Genomic DNA, 17,089 nt, shown 5'->3' on the forward strand with positions numbered 1-17,089 from the left:
ACCCTTCTAAAGTTAAAAATCAAAAACTTGTCTTACTTGGCCAACACGGCTTGCACCGTCTCAGCCACGTTCTCAGGTGTGAAGCCGAAGTGCTTGAACAACACGGGCGCAGGGGCCGACTCACCGTAGGTGTCGATGCCGACCACGGCCGACACGCCGTACTTCCACCAGCCGTCGGTCGAGCCCATTTCCACCGCAATGCGGGGCACGTCGGCAGGCAACACGGCTGATTTGTACGCGGCGCTTTGGCGATCAAACGTGGTGGTGCTGGGCACCGACACCACGCGCACAGCAATCTTCTGCGCGGCCAACAAAGCTTGTGCCTTCAGGGCCAATTGCACTTCAGAGCCGGTGGCCAAGATGACGGCTTGCGCCTTTTTCTTGAGGCCCACTTCCGAGGGCTCGGCCAGCACGTAAGCGCCTTTGTTGATGGCGTCCAAGCCGGAAATGTCGCCAGCGGCTTCGGTGGTGGCGTTGGCTGCGACATCGCCCTTGGGCAAGTAAGGCAGGTTTTGACGGCTCAACAACAACGCGGTGGGCTTGTTTTTGTTTTGCAAAGCCACAGCCCAAGCCACAGCGGTTTCGGCGGTGTCAGCAGGGCGCCACACGTCGAGGTTAGGAATCAAGCGCAATGAGGCTGCGTGTTCGATGGACTGGTGGGTGGGGCCGTCTTCGCCCAAACCGATGGAGTCGTGGGTGAACACATGGATGATGCGTTGCTTCATCAGCGCGGCCATGCGGATGGCGTTGCGCGAGTAGTCGCTGAAGGTCAGGAATGTGCCGCCGTAAGGGATGAAGCCGCCGTGCAAAGCCACGCCGTTCATGATGGCGGCCATGCCGAATTCGCGCACACCGTAGTTGATGTGACGGCCACCAACGCCTGCTTCGTTTTTCACCACGTTGCCTGCCAAGTCAAAGCGCAGGTTGGGGGTGGATTTGGTGTTGGTCAGGTTGGAGCCGGTCAAGTCAGCGCTGCCACCCAAGAGCTCGGGCAAGGCGGCGGTGAAGGCTTCCAAGGCCAATTGGCTGGCCTTGCGGCTGGCCACGGTTTCGGCTTTGGTGTGGGCGCCGATGACGGTGTCGACCACGGTTTGTGCAAAGTTTTTGGGCAACTCGCCGGCCATGCGGCGCAGCAGTTCTTTGGCCAAGGCGGGGTGCGCGGTTTTGTAGGCGGCGAAAGCGGTTTTCCACTCGGCTTCTTGGGCTTTACCTTTGGCGGCAGCGTTCCAATCGGCGTACACCTCTTTGGGCATGTCGAACGGCGCATGGTTCCAGCCGATGGCGGCGCGGGTCAAGGCGATTTCGTCGGCGCCCAAGGGTTCGCCGTGGGCTTTGGCCGTGTCAGCGCGGTTGGGGCTGCCTTTGCCGATGCTGGTTTTGCACACGATCAAGGTGGGCTTGTCGGCGCTCAGTTTGGCGGTGGCGATGGCTTGGCTGACCACGGCGGCGTCGTGGCCGTCGATGGGGCCAATGACTTGCCAGCCGTAAGACTTGAAGCGCTCAGGTGTGTTGTCAGCGAACCAAGGGGCCACTTGGCCGTCGATGGAAATGCCGTTGTCGTCGTACAAGGCGATGAGTTTGTTCAGCTTCCAAGCGCCGGCCAATGAGCACGCTTCGTGGCTGATGCCTTCCATCAAACAACCGTCGCCCATGAAGGCGTAGGTGTGGTGGTCGACGATGTCGTGCCCTTCGCGGTTGAACTCAGACGCCAACAGCTTTTCAGCCAGCGCCATGCCCACCGCGTTGGTGATGCCTTGGCCCAAGGGGCCGGTCGTTGTCTCGATGCCAGGTGTCACGCCCACTTCGGGGTGGCCGGCGGTTTTGCTGTGCAGGACGCGGAAGTTTTTCAACTCGTCCATGGGCAAGTCGTAACCGGTGAGGTGCAGCAACGCGTAAATCAACATCGAGCCGTGTCCGTTGGACAGCACAAAGCGGTCGCGGTTCAACCAATGGGGGTTCTTGGGGTTGTGACGCAGGTGGTCGCCCCACAAAGCGACAGCCATGTCGGCCATGCCCATGGGCGCGCCGGGGTGTCCTGAGTTGGCTTGTTGTACAGCGTCCATTGCCAAGGCGCGAATTGCGCTGGCCATTTGTTGGGTGTTTGCCATGTCAGGCGGCTCCGGTGGGGTAATAAGGGAAAACCAAGATTTTAGCGAGCCGGCCTACCCCAGCCTGACCGAACTGTTCTTGGTCAGCTGCTTGGCGGCTTTTTTGCGGTCGAATGCTTGGGGCTTGGTGGCGTTCTGTGGCCCGAAACCCCCTCGTTACACTGCGGCTGTGAACACCATTTCTAGCCCTACTTCTATCGCCGCCTCACACCCCACTGAGGCCTCGCAGCCTCACAAGGCCACCGCTTTCTTGTTGGCGGCAGGACGCGGTGAACGCATGCGCCCTTTGACCGACGTGCAGCCCAAACCCATGCTCGCCGTGCGTGGCAAGCCGCTGATGCAGTGGGCCATGGAAGGCTTGCAGCGCGGTGGCGTGCAGCAGTTGCTCATCAACACCGATTGGCTAGGCGAGCAAATTCCGCAGCACTTTGGCGATGCGTTGGTTAGCTCCGGTTTGGCACCTTTGCATTTGCGTTACTCCCACGAAGGCGTGGACTTTGGCGGTGCGCTTGAAACCGCAGGCGGCATCGTGCGCGCCTTGCCCCAGTTGGACGATGTGTTTTGGGTGGCTGCGGGCGATGTGTTTGCGCCTGAATTCGAGTTTTCTTCACAAGCGTTTGCGCATTTCAAAGCCAGCCCGCAATTGGCGCACCTTTGGCTGGTGCCCAACCCTGCGCACAACGTGGGCGGGGACTTTGGCTTGACAGCTGAGGGCTTGGCCTTGAATTTGCCCAAGCTGGCACTTGCTGCTGAGAAATCGGACGAAGCGGCCCCCGCTGCGGCAGCCGCAGCCATGACCGCGCATGAGTCACCGCGCTACACCTTCAGCACCATTGCGCTCTACAAACGCGCCTTCTTTGAAGCCGCGTGGTGCGACATTCCGGCGGGCAACCCCAAAGGCGTAAAAGCCCCACTCGCTCCCATGCTGCGCGCCGCGATGGACGAAGGTGCGGTGAGTGCGTCGCTCTACACGGGGGCGTGGACGGATGTGGGGACGCCGCAGCGCTTGGCGCAGCTCAATGGGACGCGTTGAACGCTGAGTCGCGCAAGAACAGATTCAAGCGGCCAGTCCATTTAAATAGTCAGGTGCCGCAGCGATTTGAATGTTTCCCAGCGTGTAGCTGTGCCGTGCATTGCGCACCACTTGTACGGCTTGCACAGGTGCTTTTTCCAGCGCAAAACGCTGCAAAGCTCGGTGCGGTTTTTCGTCTGAGAGTTTGCATTCGACCAGTTGGGTGAGTTGATTTTTTTCGCTCAAGGCAAAGTCCACTTCAGCACCGTCTTTGGTGCGGATGTAGTGCAAGCCGGCTTCTTTGCCCTGCACATCGTGCTGCCACTGCACATGTTTGAGCAAGGCGGTGGCGACGAGGTTTTCAAAGCGCAGGCCGTCATCGCCTTCGACCAGGCCGGTGTCATAAAAATAGACCTTGGGGCTTTGCAGCACCGAGCGGGCGATGTTGTCGTGCCATGGCCGCACCACAAACACGATGTAAAGCGCTTCCAAAATATCGAGGTATTTTTTGAGCGTGACGGGTGACACGGCCAAGTCGCGCGCCATGCTGGCCAACGACAGCGGCGAGCCCACGCGCGAGCGCAGCATCTGGGCAAACAAACGGATGGCGTTGACCTCCTGAATGCGCGAAAACTCCAGCACGTCGTTGCGCACGAGGCCATCGAAGTACTGCCTGCGCCAGCGTTCGGCCTGTTCGTTGTCGGTAGCCAAGCAAGGCTCTGGAAAACCACCGCGCTCCAGCAGATGGGTCAGCGCAGCATCGGGCGTTGACCCAGTCTGCTCGCACCATTCGCGCACCGAGATCGGATGCAATCGCAAACCAAAAAAGCGCCCAGCCAGCGATTCGCCGCTTTGCCTGAAGGTGTCCATGCGGGCACTGCCCGTGACCAACAGTTGCTGGGCGTCGGGTTTGCCGTCATAGACGCCTTTGAGCCAGGCTTTCCAGTCGGGCATTTTGTGGATTTCGTCGAGCACCAACAGTGGCGCTTGCGGGTTCCAGCGCTGGTGGATGATGAGCGCTCGGTCGGTCGGGACGTCGTAGTTCAGGTATTGCCCGCCCTGCTGCGCAATCAGTTGGCGGCTGAGCGTGGTTTTGCCCACTTGGCGCGGGCCGGTGAGGAACACCATTTTGTGGGCCAAGTCGGCTTGCACACGGTCATCAAGGTAGCGTTTCATATCGCTATTTTGCGACTTTTTTAAAGTAGTTTGTCATTTGGTCGCGACTTTTATTTAAAGTAATGAATGAAAGTCGTGAATATGAGGCGTCAGCGCGCACCCCACCGCGTAGGTCATCGTCTCCTTGCGTGTGGCAATAACTGCGCTGCCGGTTTGCCTTGGCATCCCACTCCTACAATCCAAAAATGACCACGACCTCCACGCTTTCAACATCCCATTACGCCGCCCGCCGCGCCCATTTGGCCGCCCAGTTGGGTGACGGTGGCGTGGCCATCATCCCGACGGCGCCCGAGCATGCGCGCAACCGCGACAGCGACTTTCCGTATCGCCACGACAGCTACTTCTATTACCTGACGGGCTTCACCGAACCCAACGCGTGGTTGGTGATTGACGCCACGGGGCGCAGCACGGTGTTTTGTCAGCCCAAAGATTTGGAACGCGAGATTTGGGATGGCTACCGCTTGGGCCCCGACGCAGCGGTGGATGCGTTGGGCGTGGATGCGGCGCAGTCCGTGGCCGATCTCGACAAACAATTGCCCAAGTTGCTGGAGAACCAGCACACGGTTTGGTACCCGTTTGCCACACACAAAGGTTTGGAAACGCGGGTGGACGGCTGGCTCAATGCCGTGCGCGCGCGCGCGCGTTTTGGCGTGGCCTGTCCCGCCATGCAGCGCGATGTGTGTGGTCCGCTGGACGAAATGCGCCTCATCAAAGACGCGCACGAGCAAGTCATCATGCGGCGCGCCTCGCACGTCAGTGCCCAAGCCCACATTCGCGCCATGCAAACCAGTGCTCGCATGTTGCGTGCGGGCCAAGATGTGCGTGAGTACCACTTAGACGCCGAGTTGCTGCACCAGTTCCGCATGCACGGTTCGCAGTTTCCCGCCTACACCTCCATCGTGGCAGCGGGCGCGAATGCGTGTGTGTTGCATTACCGCGCCGACGCAGCGCCTGTGCGCAGCGGCGAGTTGGTGTTGATCGACGCGGGTTGCGAGCTAGACAGCTACGCCTCCGACATCACCCGCACCTTCCCCGCCAACGGCACCTTCACCGGTCCGCAACGCGATCTCTACAACCTTGTGCTCGCCAGCCAAGACGCAGCGGTGGCTGCGACCCATGCAGGCGCACGTTTCACCGACCCGCATGACGCCACCGTGCAAGTGCTGGCGCAGGGCTTGTTAGACCTCGGCTTGCTGAGCAAAACCAAGCACGGCAACGCGCAAGACGTCATTGAGCAGCGTGCCTACTTTCCCTTCTACATGCATCGCACCAGCCATTGGCTGGGCATGGATGTGCATGATTGCGGCAGCTACGTGGAGCGTGTGGAAGTTGGCGAAGCCAACACGCGCAAAGACCCCCTTTCGGGCGAAACCCTCGTCAATCGCCCCAGTCGCATCTTGCGCTCCGGCATGGTGCTCACCATCGAGCCCGGCCTCTACGTGCGTCCTGCCCACGATGTGCCCGAAGCGTTTTGGAACATCGGCATTCGCATTGAAGACGACGCCATCGTCACCGAGGACGGCTGTGAGCTCATCACACGCGGCGTGCCCGTGGTTGCGCAAGAGATTGAGGCCTTGATGCGGGATTGATCTGCGAACATACTTTGAGCGGTGGCGGGTTAAGGTGATAGACGCTATCGATTGATTAGAAATATTCAATTGGTTATTTCAATCAACTGTGCCTATCATTCCTCCTGTCCCGATTAATTTCGTTAACTGAAGGAGTTTCAAATGACTGCACAAACCCGCCCCGAGATCAAGACCATGGCCAACCTCGAAGCTGCTTTTGCTGGCGAATCGATGGCCCACATCAAATACCGCTACTTCGCCAAGTTGGCCCGTGAAATGGGCGACGAAGAAACGGCCCGCACGTTTGAAGAGACGGCCGATCAAGAAGTGATGCATGCCTTCGGTCACCTCGATTTGCTCTACCCCAAAGCCACCATGACACCGGCCAAGGCTTTGCAAATTGCCATCGACGGCGAAACCTACGAGTACACCGAGATGTACCCCACGTTCCGCAAAACCGCTGAAGCCGAAGGCCACGCCGCCGCGGTGGCCGAGATGGACGAGCAAATTGAAGAGTCCAAAGTGCACGCGGCACAGTTCACCGCCACCTTGTTGAAAGCGCAAAAACGCTTCGCTGCGTTGGCCAAAGTGGAAGAGCGTCACGCCAACCACTACCAAGCGCAACTCAACAAAGTGACCGCAAAGGCCTGAGCATGGCCAAGCTCCCAAAGGGGCGATGCCATGTCAACTTCCCCGAAAATTCAATTCAAACTTTTCAAGATTCAAAGAGAGCACACCATGAGCACTTCTACTTTCAAAACATACGTCTGCATCGTTTGCGGTTTTGTGTATGACGAGGCCGCAGGCCGCCCCGAAGACGGCATTGCCGCTGGCACCGCCTGGGCCGATGTGCCTGACGACTGGGCTTGCCCCGAATGCGGCGTGGCCAAGGCCGATTTCGAATTGGTCGATTTCTAAGGGGATGACATGACGGCACAACGTCACCCAGACGGCCCCGTGTTGGTGGTGGGGTCGGGCTTGGCAGGTTGGACTGCCGTGCGCGAATTTCGCAAGCTCGACGCCAACACGCCTGTGGTGTTGATCACCGCCGACACGGGCGACTTTTACGGCAAGCCTGCCCTGTCGACCGCCCTCGCCCAAGGCCGCACACCAGCCCAGTTGGTCACCATGCCCGCAGACCAAATGCGTGAAACGCTGAACGTGACGGTGATGGCGCACACGCACGTCACGCGCCTCGATGTGCAGGCGCAAGCCGTGCACACCGCGCAAGGTGTGTTGACCTACCGCGACTTGGTGTTGGCCACGGGTGCGCACCCCATTCGCCTGAGCTTGGGCGGCAACGCGGCGTCTGAGGTGATGTCGGTCAATGACTTAGCGAGCTACACCGTGTTTCGCCAGAGCCTGTTGCCCCAATCGCGGGTGTTGGTGATTGGCGCGGGCCTGATCGGCTGCGAATTTGCCAACGATTTGGCGGCCAAGCACTACGCCGTGCAGGTGGTGGACCCCAATGCTGTGCCCTTGGCTGCTTTGTTGCCTGAGGCTGTGGGGGCGCAGTTACAAGCAGCGCTGCAAGCCTTGGGCGTGCAATGGCACTTTGGCACCTCGGTTCAAACGGTGGACCGCACGGACGATGGCTTGGTGGTGACGTTTGCCAACGGCCAACAGACCGTGGTGGACGTGGTGCTCAGCGCCGTCGGTTTGCGGGCCGATGTGGCCTTGGCGCAAGCCGCAGGCTTGACCACCGAGCGTGGCATTGTGGTGAACGCGCAGCTGCAAACCAGCGCCGCGCATGTGTACGCCTTGGGTGACAACGCGCAATACGCGTCGGACTCGGTGGGTGGCGTGGCGCGCACCTTGCCGTATGTGCTGCCCATCATGCATGCGGGCAAAGCCTTGGCGCAAACCTTGGCGGGCACGCCCACGGCGGTGCAGTTTCCGTTGATGCCCGTGGCCATCAAAACGCCTGCGTTGCCCTTGGTGGTGGCGTCTGCGGCGCTCGGCACGGTGGGCGCTTGGCAAGTGGTGGGCGAAGGCCTGTGGCATTTTGTCGACGCCGAGGGGCAAGTGCGTGGCTTTGTGCTGAGCGGCAGCAGCACCAACCGACGCATGGAGCAGGCCAAATTGGTGACCGCTTAAGTTCACTTTTGTGAATAAGTAAAAAGCGTTGCCACTTGCGTAAGCACATCCCCGTATAAGTGGGGTGGGCGTCGGGCCTAAAATGAAACGACCAGCTCAGGGTTGTTGCTTCACAACAGAGGCAACAACCCTTTGCACTATTAGGAGATTTCATTGAGCTCAAACCACTCCCACAACAGCGCAGAGGCTCGTGCCGAACTGCGTCGCGCGGCCCTCGAATACCACGAGTTCCCAACCGCCGGAAAACTAGCGATCCGCGCCACCAAGCAGCTGGTCAACCAGCACGATTTGGCCTTGGCTTACTCGCCCGGCGTGGCAGCTCCCTGTGAAGAAATCGTCAAAGACCCCAACAACGCCTTCAAGTACACCAGCCGCGGCAACTTGGTGGCTGTGATCACCAACGGCACAGCGGTGTTGGGTTTGGGTGACATTGGCCCACTGGCGTCTAAGCCCGTGATGGAGGGCAAGGCCGTTCTGTTCAAGAAGTTTGCCGGCATCGATGTGTTTGACTTGGAAATTGACGAGAAGAATCTCGACAAATTGGTCGACATCATTGCGTCGCTGGAACCCACTTTTGGCGGCATCAACCTCGAAGACATCAAGGCGCCCGACTGCTTTTACGTCGAGCGCAAGTTGCGCGAGCGCATGAAGATTCCCGTCTTCCACGACGACCAACACGGCACCGCGATCACCGTGGGTGCGGCCATTTTGAACGGCCTCAAGGTGGCTGGCAAAGACATCAAAACCGTCAAGCTCGTCACCTCGGGCGCTGGCGCTGCGGCCTTGGCTTGCTTGGGCCTGTTGCTCAAAATGGGCATGCCTCGCAGCAACATTTACGTCACCGATTTGGCCGGCGTGGTCTATGAAGGCCGCACCGAGTTGATGGACGAAGACAAGATCCAATTCGCCCAAAAGACCGATGCACGCACCTTGAGCGACATCATCGAAGGCGCGGACGTGTTCTTGGGCCTCTCCGCTGGCGGCGTGTTGAAGCCTGACATGGTCAAGAAGATGGCGTCTAAGCCCATCATCATGGCCTTGGCCAACCCGAACCCCGAAATCACGCCTGAAGAAGTGAAGGCCGTGCGCGACGACGCCATCATCGCCACGGGTCGCAGCGACTATCACAACCAAGTGAACAACGTGCTGTGCTTCCCGTACATCTTCCGCGGTGCGTTGGATGCGGGCGCCTCCACCATCACCGACGAGATGGAAATCGCCGCGGTGTACGCCATTGCTGAGTTGGCACAAGCAGAGCAAAGCGAAGTGGTGGCTGCCGCTTACGCGGGCGAGACCTTGGCCTTTGGCCCTGAGTACCTCATCCCCAAGCCATTTGACCCACGCTTGATGATGAAAATTGCCCCTGCCGTGGCCAAAGCCGCCGCAGACAGCGGTGTGGCGACGCGCCCGATTCAAGACATGGAAGCCTACATCGAGAAGCTGCAAGGCTTTGTGTACGCATCGGGCTCGATCATGAAGCCCATCTACGCTGCCGCCAAGCGTGCCAGCAAAAAGCGTGTGTGCTACGCCGAAGGCGAAGAAGAGCGCGTGTTGCGTGCCGTGCAAATCGTGGTGGACGAAGGCTTGGCCAAACCCACCCTGATTGGTCGCCCGTCCGTGATTGCGCAGCGCATTGACAACTTCGGCTTGCGCCTCAAAGAAGGCGTGGACTACGAAGTGGTCAATGTGGAACAAGACCACCGTTACCGCGATTTTTGGCAAACCTATTACAAGATGACCGCCCGCAAAGGCGTCACCGAGCAACTGGCCAAAATCGACATGCGCCGCCGTTTGTCGCTCATTGGCACCATGATGCTGCACAAAGGCGAGGTTGATGGCCTGATTTGCGGCACTTGGAGCACCCCGCACACCCACTTGAACTATGTGGACCAGGTGATCGGCAACCGTTCAGGCATCAGCACCTACGCGTGTATGAACGGTTTGTTGTTGCCTGATCGCCAAGTCTTCTTGGTCGATACGCACATCAACTACGACCCCACGGCAGAGCAATTGGCCGAAATCACGGTCATGGCGGCTGAAGAAATGCGTCGTTTTGGTATCCATCCCAAAGCTGCGTTGCTCTCGCACTCCAACTTTGGCAGCAGCAACCAGCCTTCGGCGATCAAAATGCGCGAAACGTTGGCTTTGGTGCAGAAAAAGGCGCCTTGGCTCGAAATTGACGGCGAAATGCACGGCGATGTGGCTTTGGATGGCCACGCACGCGGCGTGCAAATGCCCAGCACCACCTTGATTGGGGATGCCAATTTGTTGGTCTTGCCTAACTTGGATGCGGCCAACATCGCCTACAACCTGCTCAAAACAGCGGCCGGCGGCAACATCGCCATTGGCCCCGTGCTCTTGGGCGCAGCCAAGCCGGTGCACATCTTGACCGCGAGCACCACGGTGCGTCGTATCGTCAACATGACGGCGCTGACCGTGGCTGACGCCAGCGCTGTGCGATGAGGTGATTCGGGTTTTCCTACTCTAAATTTACTGAATTTAAGTAATAACCCTCAGGGCTCGCTCAGATTTGGGCGGGCCCTTGCTTTTTTGTAGCGTTTCTGTAACACTTGCGCTTCACTTTTTTCGGGTTTACCCGAAGAGCTACTTCAAAATTTCCCTAGTTATAGAAACGGCGATAGAGATGCCACTGCGTACTGTCAAAACGAACATCGTTCAGTCGATCCGCGCCTTCCGCGTGCCCCAGTTGCAAGAAGCTGCGCAAGCTTTGGGTCATCACTTTTTGTATGCCAATCTGGCCCAAACCCAGAGCAAACAAGACATTTTGGATTTGATTGCCAAAGAATTTACGTTTGCGCCACAAGCCAGCAAAAACTTTGATTCTTTGTCCGATGGTTTGACCGACGTGTTGCACAAGTCTGGCAGCCAGCCTGGGTTCATCGTGGTGTTGGAGCACATCCCCGCCCACGCCAAGTTTGACAAAGAAGCCCGCGAGCAGCTGTTGGACATCTTCCGCGAAGCGTCTGACTTTTGGTCAGATCGCAAAGTGCCGTTCCGTTGCTTCTATTCGTTCTCGGTGGCGCGTGCGCCCGCGTTCGACAAAGCCGGTGTCGCCATCGACAGCTTAGATGTGTTGGAAGATGGCGAAAAAATGCCAACCGACAAACTGGTCGACGTGTCGCCGATGGCTTTGCGCATGAGCAGCCCTTTCAACGCCGGTTACTGGCAAGCCGCCACCGCCTAAGACCTGCGCTCTGTGGTTCAAACGAACTGCTGAGCTCAAAAACAAAACCCCGTTGCAGCGACTGCAACGGGGTTTTTTCATGTCAAAGGCTTTGCACCAACGTCACGTATTGCGCAACGGGCACCTCTTCGGCGCGGCGTTGGACATCGAATTGGCCTGCAAAATTGCGGCCTTCGAGCCAGCGGCCCAAGGTGTGGCGCAGCAGCTTGCGGCGCTGGCTGAACGCCACCTTGACCATTTCTTCCATCAATTTGACGTCGATCTTGGGCGGCTCCGCCAGCGGCACCATGCGCACCACGGCGCTGTCTACGCGAGGGGGCGGGTCAAACGACTCGGGCGGCACAAACAACACGTCTTCCATGTCGTAGCGCCATTGCAGCATCACGCTCAGCCGGCTGTAGTCGCTGGTGCTGGGCTTGGCGACCATGCGGTCAATCACCTCTTTTTGCAGCATGAAGTGCTGGTCTTGCACCACGGCGACGTGCTCTAACAGGTGAAACAAGATGGGCGACGAGATGTTGTAAGGCAGGTTACCCACCACGCGCAGCTTCGGCGTTTTGAGTTCGGCAGCCAGTTGGGTGAAGTCGACCCGCAGCACGTCCGACTCAATCACGCTCAAGTGCGGGTGTTCGCGCAGGCGAGCAGCCAAGTCGCGGTCGAGTTCGATGACGTGCAAGTGGCCCAGGCGTTCTACCAAGGGTTGCGTCATGGCGGCAAGACCAGGGCCGATTTCGACCATGGGCTCGCCGGCTTGCGGCGCGATCGCATCAATGATGCTTTCAATGATGGCGCCGTCGGTTAAAAAATGCTGGCCGAAGCGTTTGCGGGCAATGTGTTTCAAGGTGTGCTTTGTGCTTTTGCTATTTGCGTTACTGCGGGGCGTCGCGGTATTCGACGTAGGCGCGACCACGCATTTCTTGCGCCCAGATTTGGTAAGTTTCTTCGTATTTGCTGTCGCGCAATTTGTTGCGCACCAACTCACGCAATTCACGTTCGGTGATCGGCGCTTCGCGGCGTGCCAGCACCTGAATCAAGTGCACGCCAAAGCGCGACACCATGGGGTCAGCGATTTCGCCAATCTTCAGCGCATTCATGACCGTTTCAAACTCGGGCACAAACATGCCTGGCGCGACCCAGCCTAAATCGCCCCCGTTGGGGCCACTGGCGTCTTGTGAGTGTTCTTGGGCGAGTTTGGCAAAGTCGGACTTGCCCGCTTCAATCTGGCGCTTGTAACCGGCCAACTGCGCACGCGCGGCGGCTGGGCTGAGTTGGCTGCTCAAGCGCAGCAAGATGTGGCGCGCCCGTGTCTCGGTGATTGTGGCCACCGCGTTGCCCTGCTTGCTGATCAGCTTCAAGATGTGAAAGCCCGCGCCCGAACGCACCACGTTGCTGAGTTCGCCTACGGCCAGTTTTTGGGTGGCGTCGACAAACAACGAGGGGTAACGATCGGCGGGACGTGCGCCCATCAAGCCGCCTTTGTCGCGCTCGGCGCTGTCAGACACGTCTTTGGCCACGGTGGCAAAGCTCTCACCCTTTTTTAGGCGGGCCAGCGCAGCATCGGCTTTCGCTTGAAGCGCGGCAACTTGGGGCACGCTGGCAGTTTCTGGCACCGCAATCAAGATGTGACCCAACTCGACGGTGGGGTTGGTGTTGGCGTTTTGGGCCAGTCGCTCTTGCATGGCTTGCGCAATTTCGACGTCACTGACTTTGATGCGCGCTGGCACATTGCGTTCGGCCAAGCGTTGCAAGGTGATTTGGTCGCGCAGGTCTTGGCGCAGTTGTGTGACGGACGTGCCTTCAGCCTTGGCTTTTTTGTGCAACTCGTCGACGGTGATTTGGCTTTGTGCTGCCAAGCGTTGTTCGGCTTGGTCAAGGGTGGCGGCGTCTACGCTAATTCCAGTTTCTTTGGCGAACTGCAATTGCGCTTTTTCATCAATCAAACGCTCTAAGGCTTCGCGCATCAGGTTGGCGTTGGCGCTTGCGGGTGTGCTGGTGCCGCGGCCTTGCGCGTTCAGTTGCTGGCGCAGTTGGGCGGCACGGCGTTGCACGTCGAGGTTGGTGATGGGCGCACTGTCAACCAGGGCCACGATGAAGTTGCCGCCTGGCGTGGTGGCGCGGTAGCTTTGCGCTTGCGCACCCACAGGGCTGAGTGTCAGCAGTGGCAACAGCAGGCAAGAGCAAAGCGCTGTGCGCTGGAAGAAAGTGGACATGGTCAACATCAATCGTAATTGCCGAAACGGCTAGGGGTCATGGAAGGCTGGCGCAACGGTTGGTAGCGCGGCACATTGGTGCGCAGCGAGCCCATGGCGTTGGTGCCAATGCGCGAGAAGCCGACAAATTCAAGTTGGAACAACAAGCGTTGGCGCGCCAAACCGTCGGCCACTTGCAAACGTTCGGCCACCACGCGGCTGATCCAGCAGCCTGCATCGTATTCGAAGCCAATGATGGACTCGACCACCCGTTTGTCCATCGGGCTGTAGTTCATGCGGGCCACGCTGTACCAGCGGCCTTCGCCCAAGCCGCGGCCTTCGGCGCTGTCATCGTCGGCGCCGCCCCACAGGTCGTGCAAGGGCCATTGCCAACCCACGTCGACTTGTTTGGACAAGGGGTCGCCGTTCTCGTCGTTTTGCGTGCGAATGGCCGCATTGATGACGCGGTAAGAGCCAGGGTTGTAACGCCCCGCCACCATGCGGCGCAGCATGTTGTTGGTTTTTTGGTTGTACTGAACGGCAGAGTCCAAGGCCCAAGTGCGGCTCAGGTTGAGCGTGGCGCCGGCCAAGATTTCGCTGATACCGGCTTTGGCGGTCGGGTCGTCAGGCAAGGTGACGCGTTGCTCTTGCATGCGCAGGCGTTGGGCCACGCCAAAGCGGGCGCCTTCGGCACCCGTTTCGGGATCGAGCAAACGTGAGGTCACACCCAGCGTCAGCAACTTGCTGTCTGAGATGCGGTCATGCCCACCAAAAGCGTTCTCGGTGAAGATGCTGGCGAAGTTGAAGGCATTGCCGCCCGAGTCGTAATTGGGCAGGTAGTTTTGTTCGCGGTAGGGCGTGTAGACGTAAAACGCCCGCGGCTCCAAGGTCTGCACCCATGCGCGGTCTAGCCAGCGGCTGTTGCGCTCAAAGGCCACGCTGGTGTCAAGGCTGAAGGTGGGCACCGTCACGCTGGCGCCAGTTTGGCCTTGGTGCGTGCCGTAAAACTGTGCGTTGGGCAAGCCGCCGTCAAACTGGTAGCTGCGCCCGTGCACTTGCACTTTGGGCGTGATGTAACCCGAGGCCGACACAAAGGGGCGGCTTAGCTGCACCCACGACACCGCGCGGTTGGCGTTGGGGGCGCAGTCTTTGTATGCGGTTTTGCCTACAGCTGCGGCGCAGTCGATGTCTCGGTTGGACTCAAAGCGCGTCAAGTCGCCGTCCACGCTGAAGTCAAACCCACCCACGCTGTGGCGTTGCATGCGGGCGGTGAACTGCGGCGCGCGGTCAAACGGTGGCGTGATGCGGTTGCTGGCGTTCAACAAGTCTTGCAGCGTTTGCCAGCGTTGCACGCGCATGCCGGTGCTGTAAGTGCCGTCGGTCCAGGTCAGGTTGGCGTCGTTGTTGCGCAAACGTTGAATGCCAGAGTTACCGATCAAGGAGAAGTCTTTCCAATAATCGTCGTCGCTGACGCGGTTCAAGCTGATGTTCAAACCGAGTTGGCCACCTGCGTAATTGGGGTTGAGGATGCCCGTGTGGTTGTATTGCATGCCCCAGCGGCGCGATTCGCGCAGCAGGTCTTTCTCCATGTAGTCCAAGCGCAATTGGCCTTGAAATACGGGCTGAGGCGCGGCGCTTTCAAGATAGCGAAACTCGGTGCCCAAGTTCAGACCGCGCTTGCTCCAATACGTGGGGAAAAAGGTCACGTCGCGGTTGGGTGCGAGGTTGACGTAATAGGGCTGGGTGTATTCCAAGCCGCCAATGTTGTCTACGCCAATCGTGGGGGGCAGCAAGCCCGATTTGCGTTCTTCGCTCAGCGGAAACGCCACGGATGGCACGGGCAAGATGGGCACACCTTTGAAGCGCAGCGAGGCCCCTTCGGCCACGCCCACGTTGCGGTCGGTGTCCAAGGTGATCTTGTCGGCTTTGAAGAACCAATCAGGCATCCAGCTCGGGCCGGGCTTGCGCTGGCAGGTGGTGAAGTCGGCGTGGTGCAGCACGGTGTTGGCGCTGTCGATGAAGTCGATCCGCTCGGCTTTGCCGTGCGCTTTGTTTTTCAGCAACTGGTAGCTGGGCTGGGTGAAAAAGCCTTCAAACGCATCCAAATGCAAATCGAGTGCGGGGCCTTGGTACACATTGCCCGCGCGGTTGATGTAGACGTGGCCGCGTGCTTTGGCCAAGTCGTCGATTTGGTCGTATTCGAGGCGGTCGGCTTTGAGCAACAAATCGCCACGGCGAAACTCGACATGGCCTTCGAGCACGGATTGCACATCGGTGCGACCGCTCAAGCTGTCGCTTTGTAAAAACGAGGGCAGTTGCTGGCGCGTCTCATCGCTGATTTTTTCTTGCAGCAAACTGCTGGGGCGCAGCGCCAAAGGCGGGGCGCTCACGGCGGGCTCGGTGCTCTGCGCTTGCGCCAAAGCGGCGCCGTTGCTCAGCAAGCCCAACGCCAGCCAAGACAAGGCACACGCACGGCGAGGAAAATCGGGCAGCAACATGAACGCAGGACAACCTTAAAAAGAGCACAGCACGAGGTCAAGACGCCCCCAAAAATGGGTCGACCTAGGCTGATTTGTAGAATTTAGATTATCCATGAGCACTCAGCCTAACTCCCAGCCTTCGGGCACCCCCTCTTACCCCGCCATTGAATGGGCTCAGCCCGAACGTGCGGCGGCTTTTCACCAGTGGTTCCAGCCCCTCGCGCAGGCCCACGGCGTGCTGCCCGCCACCGTGCGGGCCGCGTCAGCCGATGCCAGCTTCAGGCGCTACTTTCGGGTCGACTTAGCGGCGGGCTCTGCGGCCTCGTCGGTCGTCATCATGGACGCACCGCCCGACAAAGAAAATTGCGAACCCTTTGTGCGCATTGCCCGTTTGATGCAAGACGCGGGCTTGTACGTGCCCCGTATCTTGGCCTGGGACGAGCCACAGGGCTTCATGTTGCTCGACGACATTGGCCATCAAACCATGATGGACGTCATCGACCGCGACCACCCCCAAGCCAACCATGCGCTTTACATGCGCGCGCTCGATGCCTTGCTGAGCTTGCAACAAAGCAGCCGCCCCGGCGTGCTGCCCGCTTACGACGACGCCTTGTTGAAGCGCGAGTTGTCGCTGTTCCCCGATTGGTACTTGACCCAGCACCGCCAGTTGCAACTCGACAACACCCAGCGCGACATGCTTGGCAAAACGTTTGAGACCATCGTGCAACGCAACTTGGCCGCGCCCAGCGTCTATGTGCACCGCGACTTCATGCCCCGCAACTTGATGATGCCGCGCGACCCCGCCGAACCACGTTTGGGCGTGTTGGACTTTCAAGACGCCGTCTACGGCCCCGTCACCTACGACATCGCCAGCCTGATGCGCGATGCCTTTTTGACCTGGGACGAAGACTTTGTGCTCGACATCACCATCCGCTATTGGGAGCGTGCGCGCAAACTCGGCTTGATGGACCACGACGGCTGGTCGCAAGACTTCGGTGAGTTCTTCCGTGCTGTCGAGTGGATGGGCTTGCAGCGCCACCTCAAAGTGGCCGGCATCTTCGCCCGCCTCACCTTGCGTGATGGCAAGCCCAAGTACTTGGCCGATGCCCCGCGTTTCATCAACTACATCCGCTCCACTGCCAGCCGTTACAGCGAGCTCACGCCCCTGCTGCGTTTGATCGACAAGGTGGAGGGCACCGAGCCCGCCATCAGCTTGGCCTTCCCGCGTCTCACCCCTGGCAGCAAGGCTTGAGC

12 protein-coding genes and 1 pseudogene are annotated in these 17,089 nt (G+C 59.3%); 8 read left to right on the forward strand and 5 right to left on the reverse strand.

The features are described from left to right. Positions 1-32: 32 nt before the first annotated feature. The gene (gene tkt, locus C5F52_RS08745; RefSeq protein ID WP_104797972.1) at positions 33-2,108 is read right to left on the reverse strand and encodes a transketolase; all 2,076 of its coding nucleotides are present in this window, start codon (positions 2,106-2,108) and stop codon (positions 33-35) included. A gap of 196 nt (positions 2,109-2,304) precedes the next feature. Between tkt and C5F52_RS08750 the strand changes: the two genes are divergently transcribed. Further along, positions 2,305-3,141 (forward strand): nucleotidyltransferase family protein, encoded by an 837-nt coding sequence (locus tag C5F52_RS08750; RefSeq protein ID WP_255416362.1) that lies wholly within the window; start codon positions 2,305-2,307, stop codon positions 3,139-3,141. 24 nt (positions 3,142-3,165) lie between these two features. Here C5F52_RS08750 and C5F52_RS08755 read toward each other — a convergent pair whose 3' ends face one another. Beyond that, positions 3,166-4,296, reverse strand: coding sequence for an ATP-binding protein (locus C5F52_RS08755; RefSeq protein ID WP_104797974.1), 1,131 nt, complete (start codon positions 4,294-4,296; stop codon positions 3,166-3,168). A 185-nt stretch (positions 4,297-4,481) separates the two neighbouring features. Here C5F52_RS08755 and C5F52_RS08760 point away from each other — a divergent pair, with 185 nt between their 5' ends. From C5F52_RS08760 to C5F52_RS08785, 6 genes and pseudogenes are all read left to right on the forward strand, one after another. Then, on the forward strand, positions 4,482-5,885 hold the full coding sequence (locus C5F52_RS08760; protein ID WP_104797975.1) for an aminopeptidase P N-terminal domain-containing protein: 1,404 nt from the start codon (positions 4,482-4,484) through the stop codon (positions 5,883-5,885). Positions 5,886-6,026: 141 nt separating this feature from the next. Next, positions 6,027-6,515 (forward strand): rubrerythrin family protein, encoded by a 489-nt coding sequence (locus C5F52_RS08765; protein ID WP_104797976.1) that lies wholly within the window; start codon positions 6,027-6,029, stop codon positions 6,513-6,515. Between the two features lie 87 nt (positions 6,516-6,602). Beyond that, a complete protein-coding gene (locus C5F52_RS08770; protein WP_104797977.1) occupies positions 6,603-6,782 on the forward strand; it encodes a rubredoxin in 180 nt (59 codons plus the stop codon). A 9-nt stretch (positions 6,783-6,791) separates the two neighbouring features. Then, positions 6,792-7,961 (forward strand): FAD-dependent oxidoreductase, encoded by a 1,170-nt coding sequence (locus C5F52_RS08775; protein ID WP_104797978.1) that lies wholly within the window; start codon positions 6,792-6,794, stop codon positions 7,959-7,961. A 153-nt stretch (positions 7,962-8,114) separates the two neighbouring features. After that, complete coding sequence (locus C5F52_RS08780; protein WP_201746989.1) at positions 8,115-10,424, forward strand: NADP-dependent malic enzyme; 2,310 nt, start codon at positions 8,115-8,117, stop codon at positions 10,422-10,424. A 181-nt stretch (positions 10,425-10,605) separates the two neighbouring features. Then, positions 10,606-10,995: pseudogene (locus C5F52_RS08785) on the forward strand (barstar family protein); the annotation flags it as partial. Between the two features lie 253 nt (positions 10,996-11,248). Here C5F52_RS08785 and rsmA read toward each other — a convergent pair. From rsmA to C5F52_RS08800, 3 genes are read right to left on the reverse strand one after another with little or no spacing between them, the layout of a single operon-like run. Next, complete coding sequence (gene rsmA / locus C5F52_RS08790; RefSeq protein WP_104798168.1) at positions 11,249-12,007, reverse strand: 16S rRNA (adenine(1518)-N(6)/adenine(1519)-N(6))-dimethyltransferase RsmA; 759 nt, start codon at positions 12,005-12,007, stop codon at positions 11,249-11,251. Between the two features lie 28 nt (positions 12,008-12,035). Beyond that, a complete protein-coding gene (locus tag C5F52_RS08795; RefSeq protein WP_236657790.1) occupies positions 12,036-13,376 on the reverse strand; it encodes a peptidylprolyl isomerase in 1,341 nt (446 codons plus the stop codon). A gap of 8 nt (positions 13,377-13,384) precedes the next feature. Further along, positions 13,385-15,853, reverse strand: coding sequence for an LPS-assembly protein LptD (locus tag C5F52_RS08800; protein ID WP_104797982.1), 2,469 nt, complete (start codon positions 15,851-15,853; stop codon positions 13,385-13,387). Positions 15,854-15,947: 94 nt separating this feature from the next. Between C5F52_RS08800 and C5F52_RS08805 the strand changes: the two genes are divergently transcribed. Beyond that, complete coding sequence (locus C5F52_RS08805) at positions 15,948-17,087, forward strand: aminoglycoside phosphotransferase family protein (RefSeq protein ID WP_104797983.1); 1,140 nt, start codon at positions 15,948-15,950, stop codon at positions 17,085-17,087. Positions 17,088-17,089: the final 2 nt, after the last annotated feature.

Source organism: Limnohabitans sp. TS-CS-82 (genome assembly GCF_002943475.1).

Bases quoted from the DNA above. Each gene is read 5' to 3' on its own strand.
- C5F52_RS08800 (WP_104797982.1), bottom strand. From the start codon at position 15,853: ATGTTGCTGCCCGATTTTCCTCGCCGTGCGTGTGCCTTGTCTTGGCTG.
- C5F52_RS08795 (WP_236657790.1), bottom strand. From the start codon at position 13,376: ATGTCCACTTTCTTCCAGCGCACAGCGCTTTGCTCTTGCCTGCTGTTG.
- tkt (WP_104797972.1), bottom strand. From the start codon at position 2,108: ATGGCAAACACCCAACAAATGGCCAGCGCAATTCGCGCCTTGGCAATG.
- C5F52_RS08755 (WP_104797974.1), bottom strand. From the start codon at position 4,296: ATGAAACGCTACCTTGATGACCGTGTGCAAGCCGACTTGGCCCACAAA.
- C5F52_RS08765 (WP_104797976.1), top strand. From the start codon at position 6,027: ATGACTGCACAAACCCGCCCCGAGATCAAGACCATGGCCAACCTCGAA.
- C5F52_RS08805 (WP_104797983.1), top strand. From the start codon at position 15,948: ATGAGCACTCAGCCTAACTCCCAGCCTTCGGGCACCCCCTCTTACCCC.
- C5F52_RS08770 (WP_104797977.1), top strand. From the start codon at position 6,603: ATGAGCACTTCTACTTTCAAAACATACGTCTGCATCGTTTGCGGTTTT.
- C5F52_RS08760 (WP_104797975.1), top strand. From the start codon at position 4,482: ATGACCACGACCTCCACGCTTTCAACATCCCATTACGCCGCCCGCCGC.
- C5F52_RS08775 (WP_104797978.1), top strand. From the start codon at position 6,792: ATGACGGCACAACGTCACCCAGACGGCCCCGTGTTGGTGGTGGGGTCG.